This is a genomic window from Paenibacillus sp. FSL R7-0652, assembly GCF_038595045.1.
Taxonomy (GTDB): domain Bacteria; phylum Bacillota; class Bacilli; order Paenibacillales; family Paenibacillaceae; genus Paenibacillus.
In genome coordinates this window covers 4,427,387-4,452,674 of record NZ_CP152001.1, presented here as the reverse complement: position 1 = coordinate 4,452,674, position 25,288 = coordinate 4,427,387, and the positions used below count along the sequence as shown (strand labels likewise).

The window sequence follows — 25,288 nt, the reverse complement described above, 5'->3', positions numbered from 1 at the left end:
AAAACCGCCATGCATTGGATTGCATGGCGGTTCTTTTTATTGATCTTGAGTTTTCGATCTTTGTATTCATGGCGTGCAGTTTTTATTTGGAAGCTCTCACAGCAAGTGCATCACAGAATGCTTTGCCGTAAGGGGGAAGGTCCGGTGGACGACGAGCGGAGATGATATGTCCGTCAACAACGACAGGTTCATCTTTCCATACTGCGCCTGCATTTTCCATGTCATCCCGAATACCAGGCGTAGAAGTTACGGTAACCCCGTCCAGGATTTTGGCAGAGATGAGCACCCACCCTGCATGGCAGATTTGTCCGATCGGTTTGCGGTCGGCATGCATTTCTTTGACCAGTTCGAGTACCTTGGGGTAACGCCGTAATTTGTCAGGAGCCCAGCCGCCAGGGACCAGGATTCCATCATAGTCGGAGCTGTTCAGCTCTTCAAAACTGTATTCGGCTGCAGCGGGAACACCATATTTGCCGATGTAGGTTTTACCTTTTTGCTCACCGGCAAGATGCACTTCGGCACCCTCTTCACGAACACGGTGTACCGGATACCACAGCTCCAGATCCTCAAATTCTTCATCGACCAATGCAATGATTTTTTGCCCAGTTAATCTCATAATTCAGATCTCCTCCTGCAGTGATTTGTCATCTTGTGTCTTATATTGTAACAGATTCGCTGTGCTGCTTCATACAAGCGCATTTGCCAACTGAATGGAACGTTTTCAAACCAATCGTAACCAGCATTCGACAGCCTTGATCTGGGGACAGTGGTAATTTGTGCAACCTTTAGTTTACAGCAGGATTTAAGCCGAAATAGGTCGAATGGTACATACATAGAGAAGAGATCGAATGAGGTGATGGTTGTGCGCAAGTCGTGCAGATGTGGACATGTAATGGAATTGGAATTAAGAACGGTGGTTTACGCCAAAAAAGTAGAAATACGAAACGTACCCGTCTTTGCGTGTGCGGACTGTATATCCTACGAAGTGCTGCAGCCGGTCAAAACGGATTTGACGGAATGTATCAGCAAACTTGGAGATCAGCCTGTGAAGCAGGACGTTTCTTTTGGAGAGCAGAATGAGCTGGCCGATTTGTTTCATGAGCAGCTGCTTGCCTGGCCGGATGCATCGGATCAGGAGATGGAGTATCGAATGAAAGAGGCCGTGGAAGAGCGGATTAATCTGCTGCTGGACATTATGGGCTGTGCACACAAAACAGGTGACAAGGCGTGGGCTGAAGATACGGAGCGCAGACTTGGCCAGTTATCCGGTTTTGTATGGCATGCGCATTTCTCAAATGCCGTCTAGTTTTGACGTGCGAAATGCTTGTTTTCATGAAAATTGGATTTTTCGCTCACTTTTTGTTAAGATATCGAAGAGTGAAAACGCTCAACACGGCGTTATGGCTGATTAAAGGGGGATGTATAACGAATGGCTGACATGACTAAAATGACAAGTATTGAACAGCTAAACTCCGCAGTGCAGGCGACGGAGGATCAACCCTTACTTCTATTCAAGCACAGCACCCGCTGTCCAATCAGTGCGCATGCTTATCAGGAGATGAATGATTATCTGCATAACTCTCCTAATGAAAGCGTGAAATACGGTATTATCTATGTGGTGGAAGATCGCCCGGTATCTAACGAAGCCGCCGAGAGGCTGGGTGTTAAGCATGAATCTCCCCAAGTCATATTAATCAAAAATGGCACACCGGTATGGCATACTTCTCATTCGGAGATTACCAGCAGGAGGCTTGCTGACACTTTAAGTGAGGCTTAGAGCCTATTTTAATTGATTAATGCTATAATTTGTCGTAATATAAATCTTAATGAAAATGGAATGAAAATTTACTGGTAATGGAGCGAAGTACTGTGACGGTAACCATTTATGATGTGGCACGTGAAGCCGGAGTGTCTATGGCAACGGTATCACGGGTAGTCAATAACAACCCTAATGTCAAACCGCAGACGCGGAAAAAAGTATACGAAGCAATTGAACGGCTCGGATATCGTCCTAATGCGGTAGCCCGGGGTCTGGCGAGCAAAAAAACAACGACGGTCGGAGTCGTTATACCGGACATTTCGAACTCGACCTTTGCGGAGATTGCCCGCGGAATCGAAGATATCGCGAATATGTATCATTACAATATTATTTTGTGTAATGCCGACAAGAAGAAGGAAAAAGAAATTCGCGTAATCAACACACTGCTCGAGAAACAAGTCGACGGATTGCTCTTCATGGGCGGAACCGTAACGGATGAACATATTCAGGCGTTCCAGTCTGCAGCAGTGCCAATCGTATTGTGTGCTACGAGTGATGAGAAAGGCACGTTCCCTTCCGTTGATATTGATCATGAAGCGGCCGCATTTGATGCAGTCAATACGCTGATCCGTCACGGTCACAAGGAAATTGCAATGATTAGTGGTACGCTGCAGGACCCAGCTAACGGTTTTGCCCGTTTCCAAGGTTACAAGAAGGCTCTGGAAGCAGCGGGGATCGAGTACCAGGAGGATCTGGTACGCATCGGTAACTACCGTTATGAGTCTGGTGTAGAAGCTATGAAATATTTCCTTGGATTGAAGAAAAAGCCGACGGCTATCTTTGCTGCAACGGATGAAATGGCAATTGGTGCGATTCACAGCATTCAGGATGACGGCCTGAAAGTACCGGATGATTTCTCTATCATTAGTGTGGATAACATCCGTATGGCTTCCATGGTACGTCCGCAGTTAACGACGGTTGCTCAGCCAATGTACGATCTTGGCGCGGTTGCGATGCGTTTGCTGACCAAATTGATGAAGAAAGAAAATGTGGAGAATCCGAGAGTGATTCTGCCTCATGAAACGATTCTTCGTCTGTCTGTAAGTCACGCCGGTTAAGCTGCGGCATTAAGCAGTAGAAAGGGAGAAGGAATTCTCTCTACATAACGTTTAGTTGTGCAGAAGCTCCGGAAACGGAGCTTTTGTGCTGAAAACTGCTTTTGGGCAGGATATGACTTGTTCTCATATCAAGAGGATCGGAAACAGGGAGGATACAGCAATGCGTGAAACGATAGGTATTATAGGCGCTATGGATGAAGAAGTAGAGCTTTTGCTCCAGGGCATGAAGCAGCAGGAGACGGTGAAACAGACCGGCATTACCTATGCTGCTGGTGAATGGCTTGGCAAGCAGATCGTTGTATGCAAGTCAGGCGTAGGGAAAGTAAATGCGGCGGTAACTACCCAGATTCTGATTGATCGCTTTCAAGTGGATCATGTCATCTTCACAGGTGTTGCCGGAGCCGTTCATCCAGAGCTGAACATTGGGGATATGGTGATTTCTTCGGTATGCGTGCAGCATGACATGGACGTCACGCCGCTGGGATTCGCACGTGGAGTGATTCCGTATCAGGAGACCTCGGCATTTCCGGCTGAGCCTTCGCTAATTAAGCTGGCCGAAGAGGCGTGTAAAGCCCAGGGAGCGCATTACCGGATAGGCAAGGTGCTGTCAGGAGATCAGTTTATTGCCAGCAAAGAGACCGTAAATATGCTCTTTACAGAGATGGATGGAGCTTGTGCCGAGATGGAGGGGGCAGCCGTTGCTCAGGTATGTTATATGAACCGTGTACCTTTCGTTGTGCTGCGCAGCATGTCTGACAAAGCTGATGGTTCCGCACATGTAAACTTTGCCGAGTTTACAGTACAGTCCTCTCAGCGTTCCCACCGCATTGTTGCGCATATGCTCGAACATATGTGATCTTCGACACCTAGACAAAGCTGTAAGGCCATATAAGCCTCATAGGCCAAAACACAAACAAACCGCCTTACAGATCGCTTTCCATTACGCTGGAGAACGGTCTGCAGGACGGTTTTTGTATGTATTCGTTCCACATCATTCTTTTAATACATAAATCGATGGCGGAAGCGCACGCGGTCAAACTGTTCTTCCGAGGTCATAGGAACCTTACTTCCAATGCGAACCATTAGGCAGTTTGCAGGGTGAGAGCAGATCTCGGGATCATCTGTAGCATACCAGGTCATATCAATGTTTTGCATCAGCCGCTCCATCATTTTTCGGTAATCCCATACCGTCAGTCCGCTTCCCTTCAGGTCCCAGTGCCAGTAATATTCTGTCGTGAAAATAATATAGTTTTCCATATATTTGTCTTCCATGGCCGTAAGCAGCATTTCACGTCCAACCCCGAGGGAGCGATAGTCATCTGCGACTTCAATGGCTCCAAGCTCAATAAGGTCCGTCATATTGCCTTCAGACCAGCGTTCGCATTCATCAGCATAATGAAAAGTAACATATCCGATGATTATTTCATTTTCATGTGCAATGATAATTCGCCCCTCTGGTAATCCGGCAATCTCGGCAAGGGCTTCCTGCTGATCGGCCGGGCGCCGAAAGGCATCCAGATCTGAATGGAAAGCCATGCTCGTAATCTGTTCTGCAGGCACAGGACCCTCAACGGTAATTCGGCGGCCGGACTTGAGAATGGAACGTATATGATGCTCCTTGATATGCTCCATGGTTCATACCCCTCTCTCCCCCTACTTATAACAAAAAACCAAAAAAATGAAAAGCCATAGACGATGTTTGATTAAATTTGATATAATTGCGTTGACAAAAATTGTTCACAATTCAATGCCATTTTACGTGCATCGGTTGGTAAAGGCAGTACATGATGAGAATTTCTCTCTCTACTAATGTAAGCGCTAACTGGAAGTTCAGTCAACACAAAGGCAATACGAATGAACCCTGAAGGGAATCGAATGTCGAGTTGAAGGAGGCTGGCAAGCATGAGTCAAGCACATAATGAGATGCTGCAAACGGTGGTGTCTGAATCGAATCTGGGCGATTACACGGAAGCCAGAAGCCGGTTCGATTGGGAAACGGTAGAAAGGCACTTTACGTGGCACGCCAGCGGAAAAGTGAATATGGCACATGAGGCGATTGATCGCCATGTTCTGGAAGGAAGAGGCGGGAAGACGGCACTGCTGTACAGCGATGCTTCCCGAGAGGAAGCTTATACCTTCGCTGATCTGAGCGAGCAGTCCAGTCGTTTCGGGAATGTACTGCGTAAGTACGGCATAGCCAAAGGAGATCGTGTCTTCATTTTTATGCCGCGGAGTCCGGAGCTCTATTTCAGTCTGCTCGGTATTTTGAAGGTGGGCGCTGTAGCGGGGCCTTTATTCGAGGCTTTCATGGAAACGGCAGTGAAGGATCGGCTGGAGGACAGCGGTGCTGCTGCACTTGTGACCACGCCGGAGCTGCTCGGACGGATCAAACGTGCCGAACTGCCTGAGTTGAAACATATCTTTGTCGTTGGTGGCGGCCCACAGACAGAAGCAGGACTGATTGATTTTGATGCGGAGATGGCTGCGGCTTCGGATGATATAGAGGTAGAATGGCTGACGCGTGAAGACGGATTGCTGATTCATTACACTTCAGGTTCTACTGGGAAACCAAAGGGAGTATATCACGTTCAGAACGCGATGATTCAGCATTATTATACAGGTAAGGTTGTACTAGACCTGCGCGAAAACGATGTGTACTGGTGCACCGCCGATCCAGGCTGGGTAACAGGTACCTCCTATGGTATTTTCGCTCCTTGGTTGAACGGCGTAACGAATGTGATCCGTGGGGGGCGTTTCAGTCCACAGGATTGGTACAGTACCATTGAGAAAAACAAGGTAAGTGTATGGTACAGTGCTCCCACGGCATTCCGTATGCTGATGGGGGCAGGAGACGAGACGATTGCCCAGCATGATTTGAGCAGTTTGCGCCATGTCATGTCGGTAGGGGAACCGCTGAATCCGGAGGTCGTACGTTGGGGTTGGAAGGCGTACGGGCAGCGAATTCATGATACGTGGTGGATGACCGAGACGGGAGCACAATTGATCTGCAACTACCCAGGCATGCCGATTAAGCCGGGTTCGATGGGGCGCCCCCTGCCGGGGATCGAAGCGGCAATTATCGATGATCGTGGACAGGAGCTGCCGCCATACAGCATGGGCAATCTGGCCATTCGTACACCTTGGCCATCAATGATGGCCAAGATCTGGAACAATCCAGCCAAATATGAAGAATATTTCAGACTTACAGGCTGGTATGTATCCGGGGATTCGGCGTACATGGATGAGGACGGATACTTCTGGTTCCAGGGACGCATTGATGATGTCATTAACTCCTCTGGCGAGCGGATTGGTCCGTTTGAAGTGGAGAGCAAACTGGTAGAGCATCCAGCGGTTGCTGAGGCTGGTGTCATCGGCAAACCGGATGTAACACGTGGCGAGATCATTAAGGCGTTTGTCGCACTCCGTGAGGGGTATGAGGCCACACCTGAATTGAAGGAAGAGATCTATCGATTTGTAAAAGAAGGCTTGTCGGCTCACGCGGCACCGCGTGAGATTGAATTTAAGGAGAAGCTGCCAAAGACACGTTCAGGCAAGATCATGCGCCGTGTATTGAAGGCATGGGAGCTTGATCTGCCGACGGGTGACTTGTCTACAATTGAGGACTAATCAAGCAAGATAGTACTGATTGGGGAATTCCAAGATTCATTTTAAAGACCAGCCACCGGATATACACACACCAAAACACAAGAAAAGCCGCATGCCAGTGTAATCACTGAACATGCGGCTTTTGATCATGTTATGATATGCGTTTGCCATGGAATTATGGCTGATAGTTTATGGCTGCTGAAGCCTCGGATTCCCCAACACTATTGCTGGCAGATACTTTAAACCATCCGCTGGTGGAAGAGGGAACACCGTAATCCATACTTGTGCCTGACGTGGTTCCAATCTTGGTAAACGGTCCTGAACTTGTCTCGCTGAAGAAGACAGCATAACTCTGTACCTTATCTGCTTCCGGATTCGATGCCCACTGAATCCGAAGCCCTTGGGAGAGAGCAGAGACATTGACTTGACCTGGTGTTCCAGGAGCTGCCGTTGGTGCATTGTCAATCGCTGCTTCTCCTGGAGTAACGACTGTACCAGGAACTTCAATCGGCTCTTCCTCTTCCGTTTTAGGTGGGTTAACACCTGCGCTGCTTACGATTGCACTTGGTGCAGATTCTTTGCCGGCAACGTCCACGGCAGTGACATAAAAGGCAAAGTTACCGCTTGTTGTTGCATAGGCTGAGAATGATCTGGACTCACCCGTAAGCACAACCTGGCCCTGATTCTGGAATCCGGCACCGCCTACGGAACGATAGAGACGATACCCGACGACATCATTTTCAGGTGTACCATTAAATGTGATCACCGCGCGCTCTCCTGAAATAGAGATACGAACATTGCTAGGGGCATCAGGCGCTTTGCCATTATCCCTACGAGGATCAATTTCAGTCGGCAGGTCAGCACCGGCGTCTTCCGGCAGGTAATAAGCAAGTGATTCGTGACGACTCATCCGTTTGAATGCATTTTGCAATTCTTTAATGAGATCAGAGATCGGCTTTTTACGCTTAACGACCGTTTTTTCTTTCAGCATATCCCCAGGTGTTTCATCCCGCGGAATGTAGTTTACACCATTGTACGTAATATATTTTGTTTTAGCGACGGCATCATCACGTTCCTTCGGAATAAATTTGCTGTTGAAAATATCGGTGACAAATTTATCGGTCAGAGATGTTGGCAGCTTGCCGCTGTATGCAGATACTGTCCGGGTTTCGATCCCGGAAGGTTTTTTGAATGAGTTTGTGACAAACAAATCTTTTTGTGTTTCCACCACTTCATTCATAATTTTGGCCCAAAGCTGCTGGGCGCGTTTACGCTGTGATTTGTTATCCAGTGTATTAATAGGCTGCTTATAACCAACCCACACACCGAGTGTAACGTCCGGCGTATATCCTTCAAACCAGACATCGGCGTAGTTTTGGGTCGAACCTGTTTTACCAACAATCGGAACACTGGATCGGTATTTGTAGTTGTCTCGAACTTTATCGGCTGTACCTTCAGTTATTACGGTACGCAGCATGTCGGTCATAAGATAGGCCGTCTGCTCCGAGAAAGCCTGCACAGGCTCCGTGTCGTGTTTATATACAATATTGCCTTTGGAGTCAACTATTTTGCTGATCATGTAGGAGTCATTATATACGCCTTTATTGGCGATTGCACCGTAGGCGCTTGTCAGTTCTTCGACGGTTACACCATATTGGAGTCCGCCGAGTACACCGGTCTGTGCCTGATAATCCTGCTTCTGGATCGTTGTAATTCCGAGCTTTTTAGCAAAAGTCCAAGCTTTTTCAATGCCAACTTCTTCATTGAAAAGTTTCAATGCCGGTATATTCAGGGAATAATTCAATGCCCGGCGAGCCGTTACCAAGCCCTGGTAGCGGTTGTTCGCATTTTTGGCGATATGATATCCACTGGGTCCGTTTTTCAGGATAATTGGTGCATCGTCTATGATGGAGGCTGGTTGAATAAGGCCTTCATCCAAAGCTGGCAGATAGGCGGCAATCGGCTTCATCGTTGAGCCTGGTTGACGGACCATCTGGGTTGCGTAGTTCATCTGTTCATCCTGGAAGCTGCGTCCTTCAATCATCCCGAGAATAGCTCCGGTTTTGTGGTTGATCAGCATTGCTGCTGTCTGCTCTTTTCCTTTGACAGGATCATCGGCAGAGAAGTTGCTGTTATCTTCGGCAATTGTACGCATCGTTTTGTAAATGTTTTTGTTAATCGTTGTATAGATGCGATATCCGCCTGTACGCAGCTGTGACTGAGCTTCCTCCAGCAGTGCACTGTTTTCCTTCTGTAACGCTGCTGCGTCTGTACTTTTGCCTTTTTCTTTTGTTTTGTCCTCGCTCAGCTGCTGCATAATAATCTGTGCAGCTTGGCGCTCCGTTTCCATCATAAGGTATGGATAAGTGTTATAAGCTTTAACGGTTTTTGGAGCAAGGGAGCTTTTGATATCAAAGGCCAAAGCTTTGTTGTACTCAGACTGCGTAATCTTGCCAAGTTCAAGCATACGGCGAAGCACGAGATGCTGACGGTTGATGGCGCGATCAAAATTGTCCTCTACAAAGTCGCCTTTACCGTTAAAGGCGGAATAGGAAGAGGGCAGCTGCGGTAAACCAGCCAGATAGGCCGCTTGGGCAGTATTGATTTTTTCAAGATCATTGATATTAAACAGTCCCTTAGCGGCTGCTTTGATTCCATATACGTTATAACCGCTGGAACCATTACCGAAAGGTACCTTGTTCAGATACGCTGTCATGATCTCGTCTTTCGTCAGAAAACGTTCCAGGCGAAGGGACAACAGAATTTCCTTCACTTTACGGTCTTCCGTACGATCCAGATTTAGAAATACACGTCTTGCGAGCTGCTGTGTGAGCGTACTGCCGCCCGTTTGTACCGATTCTTTCAGTACTTTCTGTTTCACGGCGCGCAGTGTCCCGCTCATGTCTACACCTTTATGTTCGTAAAAATGATTGTCTTCAATCGAAACAACGGCATCAATAACCTTTTTTGGAATCTGGTCAAAGGTGACCGGACGCCGATCTTCTTCCGTACGAAGCTGCCCAATCGGACTGCCGTCGGAAAAGTAAGCAAAGCCTGTGATGGAGTTTTCGCTGACTTTTTGTTCAATCAGGGCCCTTGAACGGACAGGTTCGTCTTTTACGATAGAACTGACGTAACCCATCAAAGCGCCGCCGACGAACAATATGCCCATAAATCCAAGCACAACCATCCACTTAACGAAACTGCCCAATTTGCGGACAAAGCTGCGTTTGCGTACAGGCTGTTCTTCAGGCTTTTTCTTAGTAACATCACCCATTCAGTGTCTTCCTCCTTTTAACAGCACTTATTATAGCATAAAAAGACCCGTTTGCATGCCTGAGAAATACAAGTAATGGTCGAAATTTGCCAATCTGGCATGGATTATGCTATATAGCATGTGATATCGGAGGACATTTCATGAGTTCGTCATCAGGTTCTGAACTGCTGGATCAGCTCCAGCAGTTCCTGTGTGAGATGTGCCAGAGAGGCGGAGGCGGCAGTGATCTCCTCCATGGAAGCAAGCTGCTTCTCGGAAGCGGACGCTACCTCGCCTGCATGTAATGCCGTTTCATGTCCAATCGTCTTAAGCTGCTCCAGCGATGAATCGACCTGCTGCGAATCGTCTGATATCTGCTTGGCTATGGCGGAGACCTGCTCGATCTGTCCATTTACATCAGCAATCTGTGAGGAGATGGATATGAAAAGTTCACCACTTTCATTCATCACATCAGCGATGTGAGTGACTTCACTGCTTCCTCTTTCCATATGTTCAACGATCGCGTGGACCTCCTGCTGCACCGATTGGATCAGTGCGGCGATGTCGGAAGCGGATTGTCTGGACTGCTCGGCCAAATTGCGAATTTCGGCTGCTACGACGCCGAATCCGAGGCCGTGTTCACCCGCTCGTGAAGCTTCTATAGAAGCGTTGAGAGCGAGAAGGTTGGTTTGGCGGCTTACTTCGGTAATTATGCCTGTAATACGGCCAATCTCTTCCGAGCGCTGCTGGAAGTGCTCCAGTGCGGTCATGGATGACTGCACTGATGAACTGGCACGCTCCACCATAGCCATGGCTGTCTGTATTTTGTCTGTTCCCGATGAGGTTCGTTCCGTTACGGATCTGGATGCATGGCTCACCTCGGCAGCGGCTTCAGCTATTCTTCCGATCCCTTCGGATATCTCATTCATTGAACGGGAGGAATGCTGCAGCTCCTGAACCTGTTTCTCGGCTTTGTTAGCAACTTCCAGCCCCGTTAGGGCCATCTGTTCTGCCGCTTTACTTGTATCTTCTGCACCGGCGGTTAACTGCTGCGAAGTCGAACCGACCGACAAAGCATGCTCGGATATAACTGAAATCGTATGCCGCAGCGTATTCATCATGTCATTCATATGGACGGCCATGACACCAAATTCGTCTTTGGATTTCACAGGTAATTTCTGTGTCAGATCCCCCTCGGCGAGCTGGCCAACAGCGGCATTAACTCTGTTCAGCTGTTTCACGATAGAGAGGATTGTATAAGTAACCACACCTGCCAGCAGGAGCACGGCCAGGATTGCAATAAGTACGGACCATTTAAGGCTCTCATAGAAAGGCTGCAGAATCACGCTTTTGGGCAGGGCAGAGACCAGATGCCAGCTTGAATCGAGCCCCCGCATTGTCGCGGGTTCAGCGATAAATAAATCCGGCTTACTGCTGTCAACAGCAGCATAGAATCCCGACTCTCCCGTGAGGATTCGCTGAATTAGCCCTTGAGTATCGGCAGAGATCTGAGCGTTTTCCTTCGCTAGTTCGGGCTTGGAGCCGTGAGCCGCAATATGCCCGCCGCTAGTAATCAACATGGCGTAACCTTGATCCGGGTTAAGGGATGCGATATTTTCCTGGAAACGTTCGATCGTAAAATCGGCTCCTACGATGCCGAGGAATGTATTATTTTCATCAAGCAAAGGAAGAACGATAGAGATGAGCAGTGTTTCTTTACCAGCAACCTTATATGTGGTGGGTTCGGACCAATACATGGTTTTGGTTGCTTTTGGCTGTTGATAGTATTTGCTTGTCTCGCTGGTTCCCTCATAAGTGGTGAGTGGTTCGAAATGCAGGCTGCTGCCGTCTCGGATGACATAAGGGACAAAGCGACCGGTAGCATCGTCATACTTCTCTTTATTGACATGTTCGGTGTCCCTGCCATCAAAGGCATCTGGTTCCCATCCAGTATAGAAGCCGAAAACCTTTTCATCCTTTTTCAAGTATTCCTCCAATAGACGCACCACATCCTGACGACTCAGTGATCCGCTCTTCGAAGCATCGAGCAGGGTTGTACTTAAGCTGTCCAACGTGTTTTTTACCTGATTCATGTCTGTCATAAATTCGCTCGCAGCTGCATTTGCAGATCGTCCTGCAACGGTTTCGCCATACTGCAGGCTTTTGTCGTAGATGGCTTTGGTGTTAAAGGTAATTAATGCGCCGATGGAGAAGAGCAGTACCAATCCGAGCAGTAATCCCAGCTTTACGCCAAGCCTGGTGTTTCGTAAAAATTGCATATACACACCCCCTATGATGTCGTTCTAGTTATGTTCAATTGCTTCGTACGTTCGTCTTGCCTCCAAAAGGGGACTAACCATATTATCGTTATGTAGGGGCCGAGAATGAAGATTTTAGGAGGAAAAGTGTAAACCAAAAAAAGCTGCCGGGAAAATCCCGGACAGCTTTTTTTGGTTGTGATCCAACGATTAACGGTTGTAGAACTCGACGATTTGTTTTTCGTCGATGTCTTGGGACAATTCAGCGCGCTCAGGCAAGCGGATGAATTTACCTTCTACAGCAGCTTCATTGTATTCAACGTATGCTGGAAGATGCGAACGGTTTTCCAAAGCTTCCTTAACGGAAGACAGACCGCGGCTTCTTTCACGCAAGCCGATTACATCGCCAGTGCTTACTTGGTAAGAAGCGATGTCGACTTTTTTGCCGTTTACAGTTACGTGACCGTGTGCTACCAATTGACGCGCTCCAGCGCGGGAGTTAGCAAAGCCAAGACGGTAAACGAGGTTGTCAAGGCGGCACTCAAGCAAGAACATGAAGTTCTCACCGGCAATACCTTGCATTTTTTGCGCTTTGGAGAACAATGTGCGGAATTGTTTTTCACCCAAACCGTACATGTGGCGCAATTTTTGTTTTTCTTGCAACTGCATACCGTAGTTGCTCATTTTTCTGCGTTGGTTAGCTCCGTGCTGACCTGGAGGGAAAGGACGTTTCAATTCTTTGCCTGTTCCGCTCAGGGAAATGCCGAGGCGACGGCTTAATTTAAATTTAGGACCAGTGTAACGTGCCATGTTTAAAGTAGCTCCTTTTTAGTTAAAGTTCATATAGGGCTCTGTTTGCGCTCCAATTTGTTGATGCGGGCTTGGCCTCGCATAGAACGATCAGGAAAGTTCAGCCGCTGTCCTGAAAGCAACAAAAAGAATGAGGGTGACACAACCGGTAATGCCCAAATTTAAAGACCGTTTAGTAGTCTTCATCAACAATTTATTCTACATCCCCGGAGACTTAAAGTCAAGTAATACATGAAGTCAGAAAAACGTCTAAATTTGTCGATAGGTCATTGGGCCTAAAATAATGGGACAATTTTCTGAAATATGGATGCAAAAAAGCTTCAAACAGAGTAAAATAGATGGTATCTTAACTTTAAACAATCTTGTCTATCAAGGATTTACTAATGTTTTGCAGATTTGCGATAATCGATGCAGATTAATGCATCCTGCCGGGATGCAAAAACGGTGCAAAGGAGCGCCTGACATGTTGGAACATCTAAGAAGTTTACCTGCCAGCCTGAAATCGCGAAGTGCGGGCGATTCCACATCGTTTACTGTGCTTCCATCTCATGATGACCACGCGTTGTGGATGCAAAAAATGGATATCACACCTTTCGATTTCTCATATTTAAGCAGTTTATTGGAACAAGCGTATAAGGATTGGATAAACCAGAATGATACTGCATCGGACAGGCCGTATGCTGTTTACAGCGTATGGAACACCGAAGGTGAGTGTGTGGGGGGAGACCCAGTTCATGGTATGGATTCAGATATCAATGTACGTTCGATGGTTGTGGAATGTACCGAGAAGGGACACACCTTGTCCCAAAGCGGCAGCAGCAGGCAGGGAAGTTATCTGCTGATTGCCGAGCCTCTTTTTTCAAGAATAAATAAAGACATGTTCGCCGTATTTACTGCATTAGTTTTTGAGGATGGCCGATCCGAAACGTCAGAAGCTGTAGTTCGATCTGAGGCACTGCATTATCGCACCTGCTTTTACCGAAGATTTGAATACATATTTATGACGGACCTGCTGCATGCGCATGAACAAACAGCGAGGGAAGAACACCGGAGATCCATTCTTTTTCAGATTGTACAGCGCATGCATGACAAGATGGATGTCGGAGCCATATTGGATGAGGTATTTGTCAGTATGGATTATCTTTATCCATCCACACACATTATGCTGTATATGTCTCAGGATCAGAGGAACTTTAATCCCCGGATTAAACCGCTCCATGTGCATGAACGTGGAGAAGATATCTGTGTGCGGTCTTTCATGGAAGGAAAGCTGATCGTTTCCCGGTCTGAGGAGCTGGACAGACGCATTATCGAAGTCGGTTTGCCGCTGAAGGGCAAACAGGGGATCTATGGCGTTTTTCATATCGAAATGAATGAGGAATTGATGGAGGATTCCGATCTGCAGCTGATTGCGATGATGGCGGATACCGCGGGGACCGCCTTCGAAAATGCGAAGCTCCATGAACAATCGCATAAGCTGATTCAGGAACTTCGTGTAATCAATGATCTGACACAGCGTCTGAATAAAAGCCTGCAGTTGATGGAAATCTATCAATTTTCCGGGCAGGAGCTTAAGAACATATTTCTTGCAGACTTTTTCTGTATCCTGCAGTTAAATGACACAACAAGCCGGTTTGAGGTGATGTCCACCAATATAAAAAACTTAGGGGATAGAACGTATCCAGTCGACTCCGGGATTGCGGGTTATGTCTATCAGACCGAAGAGCCGTTGATTATATCTGACTATACACAGTTTGATAAAGTGACATCCAGTTTCATGGAACTGACCAGCGCGATGTCTTTAATCGCATCTCCAGTCAGAGTGGATGGACATGTGAAGAGTGTCATTTTGCTTGCCCATGTGCGAGAGCATTTCTTCTCCTATGAGAACTACAGGCTGCTGCAGATGTTGTCCATTCACATTGGCCTTGCGCTGACTAATGCCACCCTGCATGCTGAAGTGCGGCGTTTGGCTAACCTGGATATGCTGACAGGACTATACGTAAGGCATTACCTGGATAACATTATTCATGAACGTCAAGCCCATGATTACTGCGGTTCGTTAGTTGTTGTCGACATTGATCAGTTTAAACAGGTGAATGATACGTTTGGTCACCAGACAGGGGATCAGGTACTCAAGCAGGTGAGCGATATTGTCACAAGTTCGGTTCGGGCCGAGGATATCTGTGCAAGATGGGGCGGGGAAGAGCTTGCGATCTACATGCCCCAGATTGGCATTCAGCAGGCTCTTGTATATGCGGAACGGATTCGAATGCGAGTGGAGGCGGAGACTCGGCCGTCCGTAACGGTATCCAGCGGGATCGCCGAGTGGAACTGGATGGATGAAAAAGTCAGTGTGGAGTCCCTGTTCTACCGTGCAGACATGGCGCTGTACAGTGCAAAGAACGGTGGACGTAATCGAATTGTTATTGAGGAACAGGAAGTTACACGTTAAGAGAGAATCATTCCGGCTGCGGAGTGGCTTCTCTCTTTTTGTTTTGAAGAGCAGCTCTGTACGAAAGCAAGGAAGGTTCTGTCAAGTCGTAAAGTATGAAGTATAAGTGCATATTGTCAGGGCAATCTATGGAGAAAATGACTGAAAGGTGGAATGGATATGCTGAACCGCCAGTCCAAGCTTGTTTTATGGCTGACATTGGGCCTTATCTTGACGGCTGTTCCGGGCTGCGGGATGCTCCAGCAGGACCGTACGCCGGAAGAAGTGTTCTCTCTGGCATTATCGGGCATAGCCGGCAAGGAAACTTTAACGTTCGAAGGACAGGCAGGATTACGACGGGAGAACAGCGGAATGTTTGAAAATCAGTTCAAGTTTGAAGGCAGGCTGGAAGATCATGACCGGCTGACGCTGCAGACCCGATTACCAGGTGCGGTGACCGCAGCGGGTTCTGGAGTACATCTCAATGCGGTCAATAATAACGGGCAGCCCAGCGGCTTCAGTGCCTCTTTTGCGCGGAAAAAAGGACAGTGGACGGCTTTGACGGCGCAGCATGAGCCTTTGCGTGGATCCTTATCCCGGTTTAATCCTATTGCACAATTAGAGAAGATCGACAGTATGAAGAAGACGATTCAATCCGAATATGGCTCGGGTCGTCACACCCGCATCCTGCGCATCGAACTTGCGCCAGAGGCCGCCAAAGCTTGGGCCGCCAGCCAGCTGACCGACGAGATGAACGCCATCCGGGCTGAATATATGCATAAGGCAGATCAAGTAAAAGGTGCAGACAGGAAAAAGCTGGAACAGGAACTGGAGAAGGTGTGGCAGCAGGGAGAGGATACGATGCAGCAGTTGATCCAAAAGGCTGACGTACAGACAGTGTATCATCTGACGGTCGATCGCAAAACCAGTCTGCCAACACGTCTTTCCTCCGAAAGCCAGGTGAAATACACGGATAACGGCAGCAGAAGGAATGTGGAAGCTTTGGTAACCGATGTGAACTTTAAATCATATCAATAAACAAAACCTGTGACTGCCTGCTGACGGGATGCCTGGTGCGTGCTACAATAGTAACGTAATTTACCGTTGTTCAATTCCATTGAATGGCAGATGACAGGAGGATTTATCATAATGAAAGACCCTAGAATTCAGAAGCTTGCTGCGAACCTGGTAGGTTATTCTGTTGATGTACAGCCCGGCGAAAACGTATTGGTTGAGATGATTGGATCAGAGCGTGATTTGATTAATGCCATTATTGAAGAAGTGGGCAAAAAAGGCGGTAACGTTTTTGTACAGCTGACGGATCGAACCGTTCAGCGCGCAATGCTGCGAAATGCTACGGAAGACATGATGAAAACGTGGGCAGAGATTGATTTGAACCGTATGAAACAAATGCATTGTTACATCGGTATTCGTGCTGGAGAGAACGTGAACGATCTGTCCGATGTGCCGGAAGAAAAAATGAAGCTTTACAACTCCCTGTACTCCCACCCGGTACATAGCGAACAGCGTGTCAAACACACGAAATGGGTTGTGCTTCGTTATCCTAACGCAAGTATGGCCCAGCTCGCGAATACAAGCACGGAAGCTTTTGAAGACTTTTACTTTGACGTATGCAACCTGGACTATGCCAAAATGGACAAAGCGCAGGATTCGCTTGCTGACCTGATGAAACGTACCGACAAAGTACGCATCACAGGACCGGGAACCGATCTGAGCTTCTCTATTAAAGATGTCGGTGCAGAGAAGTGTTCCGGGCAGAAAAACATTCCGGACGGTGAAGTATACAGCGCGCCTGTTCGCGATTCCGTGAACGGTACGATCAGCTATAACACACCAACGCTGTATAACGGAATTACGTTTGAGAATATTAAATTCACATTCAAAGACGGCAAAATTGTGGAAGCTTCCAGCAATGACACGAAACGTCTGAACGAAATTCTGGACTCAGACGAAGGTGCACGCCATATTGGTGAGTTCGCGATTGGCTTCAATCCGCACATTCTGCACCCGATGAAAGACATTTTGTTTGATGAAAAAATTGCAGGCAGTCTGCATTTTACGCCAGGTCAGGCATATGAAGAAACCGATAACGGAAATCGTTCATCGATTCACTGGGATCTTGTATTGATTCAGCGTCCGGATTACGGCGGTGGCGAGATTTATTTCGATGATGTGCTCATTCGCAAAGACGGCATCTTTGTCATTCCTGAGCTGGAATGTCTGAATCCCGACCAGTTGATGTAGGCGCTGTATTTTGCAGTTGCTAGGAAAACGGATTCACGGTATCATGTAGTGGTAATTAATAGATGATACCAAAAGTGAAAAGACGGAGGGATTCCTATGTCGAGTAATAACGCGGCTGTAGTGGAAATTGCTCAAACAGCAGGCAAGTTTACTTCTTCAATCGTGCTTCATTCAGAGAACAAGTATATCGATGTAAAAAGTATTCTGGGTTTGTTTACAACGCTGATCAGCACGCACAGTTATGAACTGCATGTTCATGGACCGGATGCGGATGAAGCGAAGGCAGCAATGTCGGAAGTATTTGCAAAGCACGGCCTGAATGTGAACATCGCATCTGAATAACAGCATTTAAGAAACACCTCTGCCGCTGGCAGGGGTGTTTTTAAATAGCAGCAGCGCAGCCCTTTGGGCAAAGGCACTTGGAAATAAAAGAAAAGGCTGTAATAGAGCTCACAGTTCGGATGGATATTTTGGTCAGGTTCTTGTATTAGGTCTTCATTTCGTCTAATATTAGAGGTAGAACGTCTTTACGCGATTTTTGGGACATAGGGGGGAAATGATGCATGACTTCATCTGATCTGCAGGACCAGCTGAACCTGAAAGCAATCAGTCTTCTTCAAGAAGATGCAGATAAAATACAGAAGCTTATTGAAGTACAGATGGAGAATCTGGCTACCCGCTACTGCCCTCTCTATGAGGAAGTATTGGATACACAGATGTATGGGTTCTCCAAAGAAGTTGATTTTGCTGTTCGTGCAGGTCTCCTTCCAGAAGGTACAGGTAAGCAGATGGTTAGCGCGCTTGAGCGGAATTTAGCGATTTTATATGAAGCCTTGAACAAAAAGAATGAGCAATAGCCTGCAATCGCGCGGGTCAGAATAGAAGGCATGCAAATTCGTTGCATGCTTTTTTTGTATGTGAAAATGCTGTGCAGCCGCACGGGTGTAAGTCTAAATCCAAGAGAAAACACTCGGAATAAGCAGGGTCTTTGCTGCGCTGTAACCAAGTAAAGACAGCCGCAGGTAATGGAGTCACCGCGGCTGTCCGATATTCGCTGAAACATGTAAACATAAGCAGCTTGCTGTTATACAAGGAAGAAAGAAACACCCAGAATGATATAAACGACAAGCAGGAGCAGACCTTCATACCAGTTGGTGGAGCCGTCCTGTGTGATCGACTTGGCTATAAATACGGATACGCCGATGGCGACAAGTTCAATCGTGGTAAACACGATATCCATCGTACGGCCAGTAAAATAACTGACAAAGATCAGCACGGGAGCTACAAAAAGTGCAATCTGCAAACTGCTGCCAACGGCGATTTCCACCGCGGCTCCGATTTTATTTTTCATGGCAAGCATGATCGCTGCGCTGTGTTCGGCTGCATTTCCGATGATTGCCACCAGGAATGCACCAACAAACAGCTCGCTTAGTCCGAATTCGGAAGTAAATACTTCGAGTGTGCCGACAAGCCATTCACTGACAAAAGCAACCATGACTGTTGCAATAACGAGATAAAGGATGGACTTTTTCTTCGACCACGCAGGAGCGTGCTCATGAGGAAGTTCCTCGTCTTTATCATCCGTTACGTCAGCAAGGTAGCTCTTATGTGTGACCATCGAGAATAGCAGCCACGCGATATAAGCCAGAATAAGCAGTCCGGCCACGATTAGACTAAGCGTATTGGTGTCCCGCTGCGTAATGGAATGAGTGTTGAGGAATACGGCAGGCACGAACAAGGCAATGATGGCTACAATCATGAGGGAGCCGTTCAGCCCCGCCAGTGAGACGTTATAGTTCTGAATTTTATACTTCAGTCCCCCGGCAAAGATGCTGAGTCCCAGCACGAGCAGCAGGTTCCCGATAATCGAACCGGTCAGGCTGGCTTTAACCATGTCGAACAAACCCTCTTTGACGAGGAAAATGGCGATAATTAATTCGGCCGCGTTGCCGAAGGTGGCATTCAGAAATCCACCCAGCCGCTGACCGGCATAGTGGGCTACATTTTCGGTAGCTTTGCCTAGAAATCCAGCCACAAAAATAACCGAAATGGCAGATATGACGAACTGCAGAATCGAATCCCATTTCAAGTAGTGGGCGATGGCACTGAGCGCAAAAAAAGCAATCAGCAAAAAGGATGAAATCCGGTTTCTCACACAAAAACACCTCGGTTATTCACTTATTTTGTTTTGAAAATCATGTTATGTACCTATGCGATTAATTTCATATATCAATATAACCAAAAGGTGGCAGGTTGTAAACGCATCTTTTACAGTTAAATTTGCTTTTTAGGGTGGAAACGATTTAAAATACGAGTAACGAAGTGAAGGAGGATGTGGCATGGCAGAACAACTTCAAATGGAGAGCGGAAACATCCGGATTGCCGATGACGTGGTTGCGAAAATTGCCGGAATGGCTGCAATGGAAACGCCTGGAATCGCTGCAATGTCTGGAGGTTTGTCAGAAGGCTGGGCGAAGCGTCTCAGTGGTAAAAACGTGCAGAAGGGCGTAGGCGTGGAAGTCGGCCAGCTGGAAGCAGCCATTGATCTGCGCATCATCGTCCTGTACGAAACCCCGATTCATGAAGTCTCTCGGATGCTTCAACAGAATGTAAGAGAAGCGGTAGAGACGATGACCGGATTACGTGTAGTTGAAGTGAATGTAAAGGTCGAAGGTGTGTCTTTCAAAGGCGACGATCTGTAAAATCTTCAGCTTCCGCAAATGGGATTGAGGATGGAACAGAGCGGATCTCTCCTCATACAGAAGAAAGCGAAAAAAGACTATGCATCCGCTTGATGCATAGTCTTTTTTGTAATTTGTATCATTCGCTGAGTGCGAAGCGTGTCATCTGAGCCCAATCGCTGTCCATTCAAAACCGTAAATATTCCGAGCGTAGTCCATATTCTAGCGAACACGCCGGATCGAATCACGGGAACGCAGCGCTGGAGATGTGCGCGTCTGTACCGTCACGGATTTGGTCTTTTCTTCCTTGATGGCTTCCAGGTTGTTGGTACGTGAAATGCTGAGCACAATGCCCATCGCAACCATCATAACAAAGAGCGAAGTCCCCCCATAACTGATAAACGGAAGGGTAACACCCGTTACCGGTATTGTTTGGGTGACACCCCCGATATTGATGAAGGCCTGAATCGCAATAAGTCCCATAATACCTATGCCCACCAGCGTTCCGAATGGATCAGGACAGCGCAGTGACACGATAATCCCCCGCCAGATAAAATACAGATAAACGAGCAGGAACAGTGAACTTCCAATGAAACCGAGTTCTTCTCCAATGACGGAGAAAATAAAGTCATTATAGGCGTTTGGCAAATAATGCAGCTTCATGGTGCCTTGTCCAATACCCGAACCTGTAAAGCCGCCATCACCAATGGCTACAAGAGAGCGGTATAAGTTAAGACTTCCCCCATTGATGTCAGACATCGGATTCAGGAAAGCTTGAATTCGGCCGATTTTGTAGTTCTGCTGCGCTGTTACGGTTGTGGCGGGATCCAGCGCAGGAGGATCTGGTGACATGGAAGAAAAGAGGGCATTCGCTCCAAAGGCAAGTGCACCACCCAGTACAACCAGAAGAACAGAACCCAGGATATGCTTCATGCTGGCTCCGCCAGCATAAATGACAAGACCGCAGGTAGATACCAGAATAAAGCAGGTACCAAAGTCAGGCTGCAGCATGATTAATCCTGCAATAAATCCAACGATAATCAATACGGGAAAATATCCTGTTCTGAAGTCGCGGAACCGTTCGCCTTTTTTGGTGATTAAAGCAGCCAAATAAAGAATGATAGCAATTTTGGCAAATTCTGCGGGCTGCAGACTGAATCCAAACACTCGAATCCAACTTCTTGCACCATTTAACATGGCACCCGTTACCAATACAAGTAAGAGCAGTGCTGTGGTGAACAGGAAAAAGGGTGCATAGAGCTTTTTGTACTTGTTAAAACGGATATTCATGGCAAAAAACATGCCAACCAGACCGATCATCGCCCACATAAGTTGTTTTTTCGTGAAGTAAAGGGCATCGTTGTTAAAACTTTTGCTTGCAATTGCGATGCTGGAACTGGAGCTGAATACCATTACCAGTCCAAAGCCCACCAACAGTAAAGTGAGGATTAGCAGTTGAAAATCCGGCGTGCCTCTCTTCGTTCGCGTCTGGGCCTTTTGTTGTTTCATGATATGGCCCGCCTAAGCTTCGAGCAGTTCTTTAAGCTGCTGCAGTTTTTGGGTGGCCAGCTTCACGACTGGCTGTGGAACGGAAGAGTCATAATCAAGTCCATGCGGGAAGGTGGCCTTGCCAAGATAGACCGCTTCGACGGCCAGAACCGTGTCGGGTTTTTCCAGCTTGCCTTCTACCGCGCGCGTATTAATGCGTACAAAGTATTCTGAGTTAGTTTGTTCATCTTCGATTTTGTAGTCATATGTAGCACGGTAGTATTCCCACTGCCACCGGACAAATCCGACTTTCTCGGCGCTCTCATCCAGGTATGCCAAGTCGCTCTTCAAGCCATCCAAGCCTGTATTCTCAAAAATCATAAGCGTTTGATCCTCCTCATAAGCTTCCGAGTATAATTCTCGTGTATTTCTCTAGTTCATGATAGTATGTTTCCCCTTCCCGTGCAAGCTTTCTAAAGGCCTTTCGTATCGGTTTTCATGCAATTCTGCTACAATATACAGCAATAGGTTTGAAGAGGAAGGTTTGGGACGGTTTTGAAGTCCTGTTGACGAACGAAAGGATGGGGTTACATGACAAATAATATATGGTGGGAAGATCTGCAGATCCACATGGTGGAATGGCGGCGTCACCTTCATCGCAATCCTGAGGTTTCCTTTCATGAGGAGAAAACATCCTCTTTTGTGGCTGATATGCTGGAGAGCTTTGGCATTGAGGTCAAACGACATGTAGGCGGTCACGGGGTGATCGGAATTCTCCGCGGGGACAAGCCTGGACCTGTTGTGATGCTGCGGGCCGATATGGATGCACTGCCGATCCAGGACGAGAAAGATGTTGAATACGCCTCGCAGCAGGCCGGGGCGATGCATGCTTGCGGTCACGATGGGCATATCTCGATGCTGTTGGGAACCGCGCTCTATTTCAGCAGGCATAAACATGAAGTGCGGGGTGAAATCCGCTTTTTGTTCCAGCCGGCGGAAGAACTGCTTCCGGGCGGTGCCGTGCAGGTCATTGCTGACGGCGCACTGGAAGGTGTAGATGTCATCTATGGCATACATCTATGGACGCCGATCCCTGCCGGCTTCGTTGCAAGCACAGCAGGCCCGATGATGGCGGCGGCAGACGATTTTTATATCGATATCAAAGGAAAAGGCGGTCACGGCGGTATGCCGCAAGCTACAATTGATAGTGTCGTTGCCGGCTCCGCACTGGTGATGCAGCTTCAGACAATCGTCAGCCGCTCGGTTGATCCACTGCGCCCGGCTGTACTGACCATTGGTACAATGCAGGCGGGATCTGCACAAAATGTGATTGCCGAACAATGCAAATTGAGCGGTACAGTACGCACATTCGATGAAGAGACGCGAAATGCAATGAAGGAACGAGTACTTGCTATGGTGTCGCAGACCGGTGCCGCATATGGGGCAGAGACTCAGGTGAAGTATATTATGGGATATCCACCTGTTGTTAATGATGAGCATGAGACTGCACGGTTTTTCCGTGAGGCTGGAGCCGCGTTCGGGGCGGATCGGGTTCAGAATTCTCCCATGCTGATGCCTGCAGAAGATTTTGCTTATTACCTGCAGAAGATTCCTGGGTGCTTCATGTTTGTCGGTGCAGGCAATCCGGAGAAAAATGCGGTATATCCGCACCATCACCCGATGTTTGATTTTGACGAAGACGTTATGCAGACGGGCGTAAAACTGTTTGCTGCTATGGCTAAGGGTTACGCAGCCGAATGTTAAATATTGTAGTTGGGCATCCTGATCATACCGAGGTATGGACAGGGTGCTCTTTTTGTTTCTTAAATGAAAAAAGATCAGCAGATGGCGAGGAAGGTGGAAAAATGGACAGATTGAATGAACATGGTGCCTGTATTGTACAGCGGGATTTTACTGTGCTTCTCGAAACGGGGCATTCGGGCTTCGAAGCAGCACGGGCACAGCTCTGCATGTACGCAGAACTTGTGAAGACACCCGCATCGTTTCATACCTATCGTATTACACCTTTATCCTTATGGAATGCGGCGGCATTAGGCTGGAATTCGGAACAGGTGACTGCCAGTCTGGAGCAGATGTCGCGCTGGAAGGTGCCCTCAGCGCTCACGCAGGACGTGCATCGGATAATGCAGCAGTATGGCAAATTAAAACTGCATGCAGAGCCGGATCATGAACGCATGTGTCTGATAAGTGAAGATCAGCAGCTGCTTGATGATTTGAGCAGCATACGTTCCATTGCTGCTTTCCGCATGCAGCGAATCAACCCGGGTGAACTTCTGCTATCAGGCGAACAGCGTGGTTTATTAAAACAGGAACTGACACGGCTGGGTTATCCGGTGTTAGATTATGCAGGTTATCGGAAGGGGACTGAACTTTTATTTGGCTGGAAGTCAGGCCGAGTTCTTCCTGAATCAGCCAATAGACTCGAGGCGAAGGAGCAGGCTGCATTTGCACTGCGCCCTTATCAGCAAAAGGCGGTGGATGCGTTCGCTGGCGGTGAAGGGATCGGCGGAAGCGGTCTGCTGGTGCTCCCCTGCGGAGCAGGCAAGACGATTATTGGCATAGCTGTTTTGGAACAGCTGCAGTGCGAGTGTCTTATTTTAACGTCCAATACTACATCTGTGCGGCAGTGGATACAGGAGATTCAGGATAAAACGACGATAACTGCGGAACAGATCGGAGAGTATTCGGGTCAGAAAAAACAGGTGAAACCGGTGACGGTGGCGACGTATCAAATTTTGACTCACCGGAAAGCGAAAGATGCGGCGTTCACCCATATTCATCTGCTGCAGGAGCGAAAGTGGGGGCTTATCATCTATGATGAAGTACATCTGCTGCCAGCACCGGTATTCCGGGCCACTGCGGATATTCAAGCAACACGACGACTGGGTTTGACCGCTACCCTTATTCGTGAGGATGGCTGTGAACAGGATGTGTTCTCACTGATCGGGCCCAAGTTATATGATATGCCTTGGAAAGAACTGGAGCAGCAAGGCTGGATTGCCGAGGTGAAGTGCCAGGAAGTGAGAATCCCCTTTTCGCCTGAATGGAGATCAACTTATGTGCAGGCTGAGGGCAAACATCAGTTTCGTCTGGCAGCCGAGAATCCGGCAAAATTAGACGTTGTGAAGCGGCTGTTGAAACGTCATCAAAATGTGCCGACGCTTGTCATCGGACAATATCTCGATCAGCTGGAGACGATTGCCCGGGAAATTGACGCGCCGCTGATCTCCGGATCGATGCCGCAGCAGGAGCGAATCAAGTGGTTTTCTGCCTTTAGAAAGGGAGAGATTCGGACCATTGTCGTATCCAAAGTCGCCAATTTTGCTGTAGATTTGCCGGATGCTGCAGTAGCGCTCGAACTGTCCGGCAGCTTTGGTTCAAGACAGGAAGAAGCCCAGCGGCTCGGGAGGATTTTACGCCCGAAAGCAGGTGAAAATAAGGCTTATTTCTATGCACTTGTATCTGAAAACAGCAAAGAACAGGACTTTGCGCTGAATCGGCAGTTGTTTTTGGTAGAGCAGGGGTATGAATATGGCATTGTACAGGAATCGGACATGTTTCATTAACACTACTGCAGAAGGGGAGGAACTTG

At 47.8% G+C, this 25,288-nt stretch carries 21 protein-coding genes; 13 read left to right on the top strand and 8 right to left on the bottom strand.

Features of this window, described 5'->3' with window-relative positions:
- Window positions 1–82 precede the first annotated feature (82 nt).
- Window positions 83–616, bottom strand: coding sequence for a type 1 glutamine amidotransferase domain-containing protein (locus MKY97_RS19565; protein ID WP_342551962.1), 534 nt, complete (start codon window positions 614–616; stop codon window positions 83–85).
- 276 nt (window positions 617–892) lie between these two features.
- Here MKY97_RS19565 and MKY97_RS19560 point away from each other — a divergent pair, with 276 nt between their 5' ends.
- The 4 genes from MKY97_RS19560 to MKY97_RS19545 all read left to right on the top strand — a co-directional run bounded on the left by MKY97_RS19560 (window position 893) and on the right by MKY97_RS19545 (window position 3,733).
- A complete protein-coding gene (locus MKY97_RS19560; protein WP_342551961.1) occupies window positions 893–1,306 on the top strand; it encodes a hypothetical protein in 414 nt (137 codons plus the stop codon).
- A 123-nt stretch (window positions 1,307–1,429) separates the two neighbouring features.
- A complete protein-coding gene (gene ytxJ / locus MKY97_RS19555) occupies window positions 1,430–1,777 on the top strand; it encodes a bacillithiol system redox-active protein YtxJ (protein WP_342551960.1) in 348 nt (115 codons plus the stop codon).
- 92 nt (window positions 1,778–1,869) lie between these two features.
- Window positions 1,870–2,877, top strand: a complete 1,008-nt coding sequence (ccpA, locus tag MKY97_RS19550; RefSeq protein ID WP_090923671.1) for a catabolite control protein A — start codon at window positions 1,870–1,872, stop codon at window positions 2,875–2,877.
- A 160-nt stretch (window positions 2,878–3,037) separates the two neighbouring features.
- Window positions 3,038–3,733 carry a 5'-methylthioadenosine/adenosylhomocysteine nucleosidase gene (locus MKY97_RS19545; RefSeq protein WP_342551959.1) on the top strand — a complete coding sequence of 232 codons (696 nt, stop codon included), beginning with the start codon at window positions 3,038–3,040 and terminating at the stop codon, window positions 3,731–3,733.
- Between the two features lie 143 nt (window positions 3,734–3,876).
- Here MKY97_RS19545 and MKY97_RS19540 read toward each other — a convergent pair whose 3' ends face one another.
- Complete coding sequence (locus MKY97_RS19540) at window positions 3,877–4,509, bottom strand: GNAT family N-acetyltransferase (RefSeq protein ID WP_342551958.1); 633 nt, start codon at window positions 4,507–4,509, stop codon at window positions 3,877–3,879.
- A gap of 270 nt (window positions 4,510–4,779) precedes the next feature.
- On the opposite strand from MKY97_RS19540, the gene acsA reads away from it, so the two are divergent.
- Complete coding sequence (gene acsA / locus MKY97_RS19535) at window positions 4,780–6,504, top strand: acetate--CoA ligase (RefSeq protein WP_342551957.1); 1,725 nt, start codon at window positions 4,780–4,782, stop codon at window positions 6,502–6,504.
- Between the two features lie 154 nt (window positions 6,505–6,658).
- On the opposite strand, the gene MKY97_RS19530 is transcribed toward acsA, so the two are convergent.
- The 3 genes from MKY97_RS19530 to rpsD all read right to left on the bottom strand — a co-directional run bounded on the left by MKY97_RS19530 (window position 6,659) and on the right by rpsD (window position 12,807).
- The gene (locus MKY97_RS19530) at window positions 6,659–9,760 is read right to left on the bottom strand and encodes a transglycosylase domain-containing protein (RefSeq protein WP_342551956.1); all 3,102 of its coding nucleotides are present in this window, start codon (window positions 9,758–9,760) and stop codon (window positions 6,659–6,661) included.
- Between the two features lie 152 nt (window positions 9,761–9,912).
- Entirely contained in the window at window positions 9,913–12,018 is a 2,106-nt protein-coding gene (locus MKY97_RS19525) for a methyl-accepting chemotaxis protein (RefSeq protein ID WP_342551955.1), read from the bottom strand.
- Window positions 12,019–12,207: 189 nt separating this feature from the next.
- Window positions 12,208–12,807: a 30S ribosomal protein S4 gene (rpsD, locus tag MKY97_RS19520; protein WP_342551954.1), complete on the bottom strand. Its 600-nt coding sequence runs from the start codon at window positions 12,805–12,807 to the stop codon at window positions 12,208–12,210.
- Window positions 12,808–13,270: 463 nt separating this feature from the next.
- Between rpsD and MKY97_RS19515 the strand changes: the two genes are divergently transcribed.
- The 5 genes from MKY97_RS19515 to MKY97_RS19495 all read left to right on the top strand — a co-directional run bounded on the left by MKY97_RS19515 (window position 13,271) and on the right by MKY97_RS19495 (window position 18,363).
- A complete protein-coding gene (locus tag MKY97_RS19515; protein WP_342551953.1) occupies window positions 13,271–15,262 on the top strand; it encodes a sensor domain-containing diguanylate cyclase in 1,992 nt (663 codons plus the stop codon).
- Window positions 15,263–15,421: 159 nt separating this feature from the next.
- Window positions 15,422–16,279 carry a hypothetical protein gene (locus MKY97_RS19510; RefSeq protein ID WP_342551952.1) on the top strand — a complete coding sequence of 286 codons (858 nt, stop codon included), beginning with the start codon at window positions 15,422–15,424 and terminating at the stop codon, window positions 16,277–16,279.
- Between the two features lie 111 nt (window positions 16,280–16,390).
- Complete coding sequence (locus tag MKY97_RS19505) at window positions 16,391–17,506, top strand: aminopeptidase (RefSeq protein ID WP_342551951.1); 1,116 nt, start codon at window positions 16,391–16,393, stop codon at window positions 17,504–17,506.
- Between the two features lie 96 nt (window positions 17,507–17,602).
- Window positions 17,603–17,848: an HPr family phosphocarrier protein gene (locus MKY97_RS19500; RefSeq protein WP_090923662.1), complete on the top strand. Its 246-nt coding sequence runs from the start codon at window positions 17,603–17,605 to the stop codon at window positions 17,846–17,848.
- A gap of 221 nt (window positions 17,849–18,069) precedes the next feature.
- Window positions 18,070–18,363, top strand: a complete 294-nt coding sequence (locus tag MKY97_RS19495) for a YlaN family protein (protein WP_111271074.1) — start codon at window positions 18,070–18,072, stop codon at window positions 18,361–18,363.
- Between the two features lie 227 nt (window positions 18,364–18,590).
- Here MKY97_RS19495 and cax read toward each other — a convergent pair whose 3' ends face one another.
- Window positions 18,591–19,661, bottom strand: a complete 1,071-nt coding sequence (gene cax / locus MKY97_RS19490) for a calcium/proton exchanger (RefSeq protein WP_342551950.1) — start codon at window positions 19,659–19,661, stop codon at window positions 18,591–18,593.
- Between the two features lie 184 nt (window positions 19,662–19,845).
- Here cax and MKY97_RS19485 point away from each other — a divergent pair, with 184 nt between their 5' ends.
- Complete coding sequence (locus tag MKY97_RS19485; RefSeq protein WP_090923659.1) at window positions 19,846–20,208, top strand: Asp23/Gls24 family envelope stress response protein; 363 nt, start codon at window positions 19,846–19,848, stop codon at window positions 20,206–20,208.
- Window positions 20,209–20,409: 201 nt separating this feature from the next.
- On the opposite strand, the gene ftsW is transcribed toward MKY97_RS19485, so the two are convergent.
- Window positions 20,410–21,696: a putative lipid II flippase FtsW gene (gene ftsW / locus MKY97_RS19480; protein ID WP_342551949.1), complete on the bottom strand. Its 1,287-nt coding sequence runs from the start codon at window positions 21,694–21,696 to the stop codon at window positions 20,410–20,412.
- A 12-nt stretch (window positions 21,697–21,708) separates the two neighbouring features.
- Complete coding sequence (locus MKY97_RS19475; RefSeq protein ID WP_090923657.1) at window positions 21,709–22,056, bottom strand: YugN family protein; 348 nt, start codon at window positions 22,054–22,056, stop codon at window positions 21,709–21,711.
- 210 nt (window positions 22,057–22,266) lie between these two features.
- Here MKY97_RS19475 and MKY97_RS19470 point away from each other — a divergent pair, with 210 nt between their 5' ends.
- Window positions 22,267–23,439, top strand: coding sequence for a M20 family metallopeptidase (locus tag MKY97_RS19470; protein WP_342551948.1), 1,173 nt, complete (start codon window positions 22,267–22,269; stop codon window positions 23,437–23,439).
- A gap of 101 nt (window positions 23,440–23,540) precedes the next feature.
- Complete coding sequence (locus MKY97_RS19465; RefSeq protein WP_342551947.1) at window positions 23,541–25,262, top strand: DNA repair helicase XPB; 1,722 nt, start codon at window positions 23,541–23,543, stop codon at window positions 25,260–25,262.
- The last annotated feature ends 26 nt before the right edge of the window (window positions 25,263–25,288 follow it).

What these genes read in the sequence shown, in the direction of transcription:
- MKY97_RS19525 (WP_342551955.1), bottom strand. Translation starts at nt 12,018, where the DNA reads ATGCAATTTTTACGAAACACCAGGCTTGGCGTAAAGCTGGGATTACTG.
- MKY97_RS19565 (WP_342551962.1), bottom strand. Translation starts at nt 616, where the DNA reads ATGAGATTAACTGGGCAAAAAATCATTGCATTGGTCGATGAAGAATTT.
- MKY97_RS19475 (WP_090923657.1), bottom strand. Translation starts at nt 22,056, where the DNA reads ATGATTTTTGAGAATACAGGCTTGGATGGCTTGAAGAGCGACTTGGCA.
- ytxJ (WP_342551960.1), top strand. Translation starts at nt 1,430, where the DNA reads ATGGCTGACATGACTAAAATGACAAGTATTGAACAGCTAAACTCCGCA.
- MKY97_RS19485 (WP_090923659.1), top strand. Translation starts at nt 19,846, where the DNA reads ATGGCAGAACAACTTCAAATGGAGAGCGGAAACATCCGGATTGCCGAT.
- MKY97_RS19545 (WP_342551959.1), top strand. Translation starts at nt 3,038, where the DNA reads ATGCGTGAAACGATAGGTATTATAGGCGCTATGGATGAAGAAGTAGAG.
- acsA (WP_342551957.1), top strand. Translation starts at nt 4,780, where the DNA reads ATGAGTCAAGCACATAATGAGATGCTGCAAACGGTGGTGTCTGAATCG.
- MKY97_RS19505 (WP_342551951.1), top strand. Translation starts at nt 16,391, where the DNA reads ATGAAAGACCCTAGAATTCAGAAGCTTGCTGCGAACCTGGTAGGTTAT.
- rpsD (WP_342551954.1), bottom strand. Translation starts at nt 12,807, where the DNA reads ATGGCACGTTACACTGGTCCTAAATTTAAATTAAGCCGTCGCCTCGGC.
- MKY97_RS19500 (WP_090923662.1), top strand. Translation starts at nt 17,603, where the DNA reads ATGTCGAGTAATAACGCGGCTGTAGTGGAAATTGCTCAAACAGCAGGC.
- MKY97_RS19515 (WP_342551953.1), top strand. Translation starts at nt 13,271, where the DNA reads ATGTTGGAACATCTAAGAAGTTTACCTGCCAGCCTGAAATCGCGAAGT.
- MKY97_RS19560 (WP_342551961.1), top strand. Translation starts at nt 893, where the DNA reads ATGGAATTGGAATTAAGAACGGTGGTTTACGCCAAAAAAGTAGAAATA.
- MKY97_RS19465 (WP_342551947.1), top strand. Translation starts at nt 23,541, where the DNA reads ATGGACAGATTGAATGAACATGGTGCCTGTATTGTACAGCGGGATTTT.
- MKY97_RS19470 (WP_342551948.1), top strand. Translation starts at nt 22,267, where the DNA reads ATGACAAATAATATATGGTGGGAAGATCTGCAGATCCACATGGTGGAA.
- MKY97_RS19495 (WP_111271074.1), top strand. Translation starts at nt 18,070, where the DNA reads ATGACTTCATCTGATCTGCAGGACCAGCTGAACCTGAAAGCAATCAGT.
- ftsW (WP_342551949.1), bottom strand. Translation starts at nt 21,696, where the DNA reads ATGAAACAACAAAAGGCCCAGACGCGAACGAAGAGAGGCACGCCGGAT.
- MKY97_RS19510 (WP_342551952.1), top strand. Translation starts at nt 15,422, where the DNA reads ATGCTGAACCGCCAGTCCAAGCTTGTTTTATGGCTGACATTGGGCCTT.
- MKY97_RS19540 (WP_342551958.1), bottom strand. Translation starts at nt 4,509, where the DNA reads ATGGAGCATATCAAGGAGCATCATATACGTTCCATTCTCAAGTCCGGC.
- MKY97_RS19530 (WP_342551956.1), bottom strand. Translation starts at nt 9,760, where the DNA reads ATGGGTGATGTTACTAAGAAAAAGCCTGAAGAACAGCCTGTACGCAAA.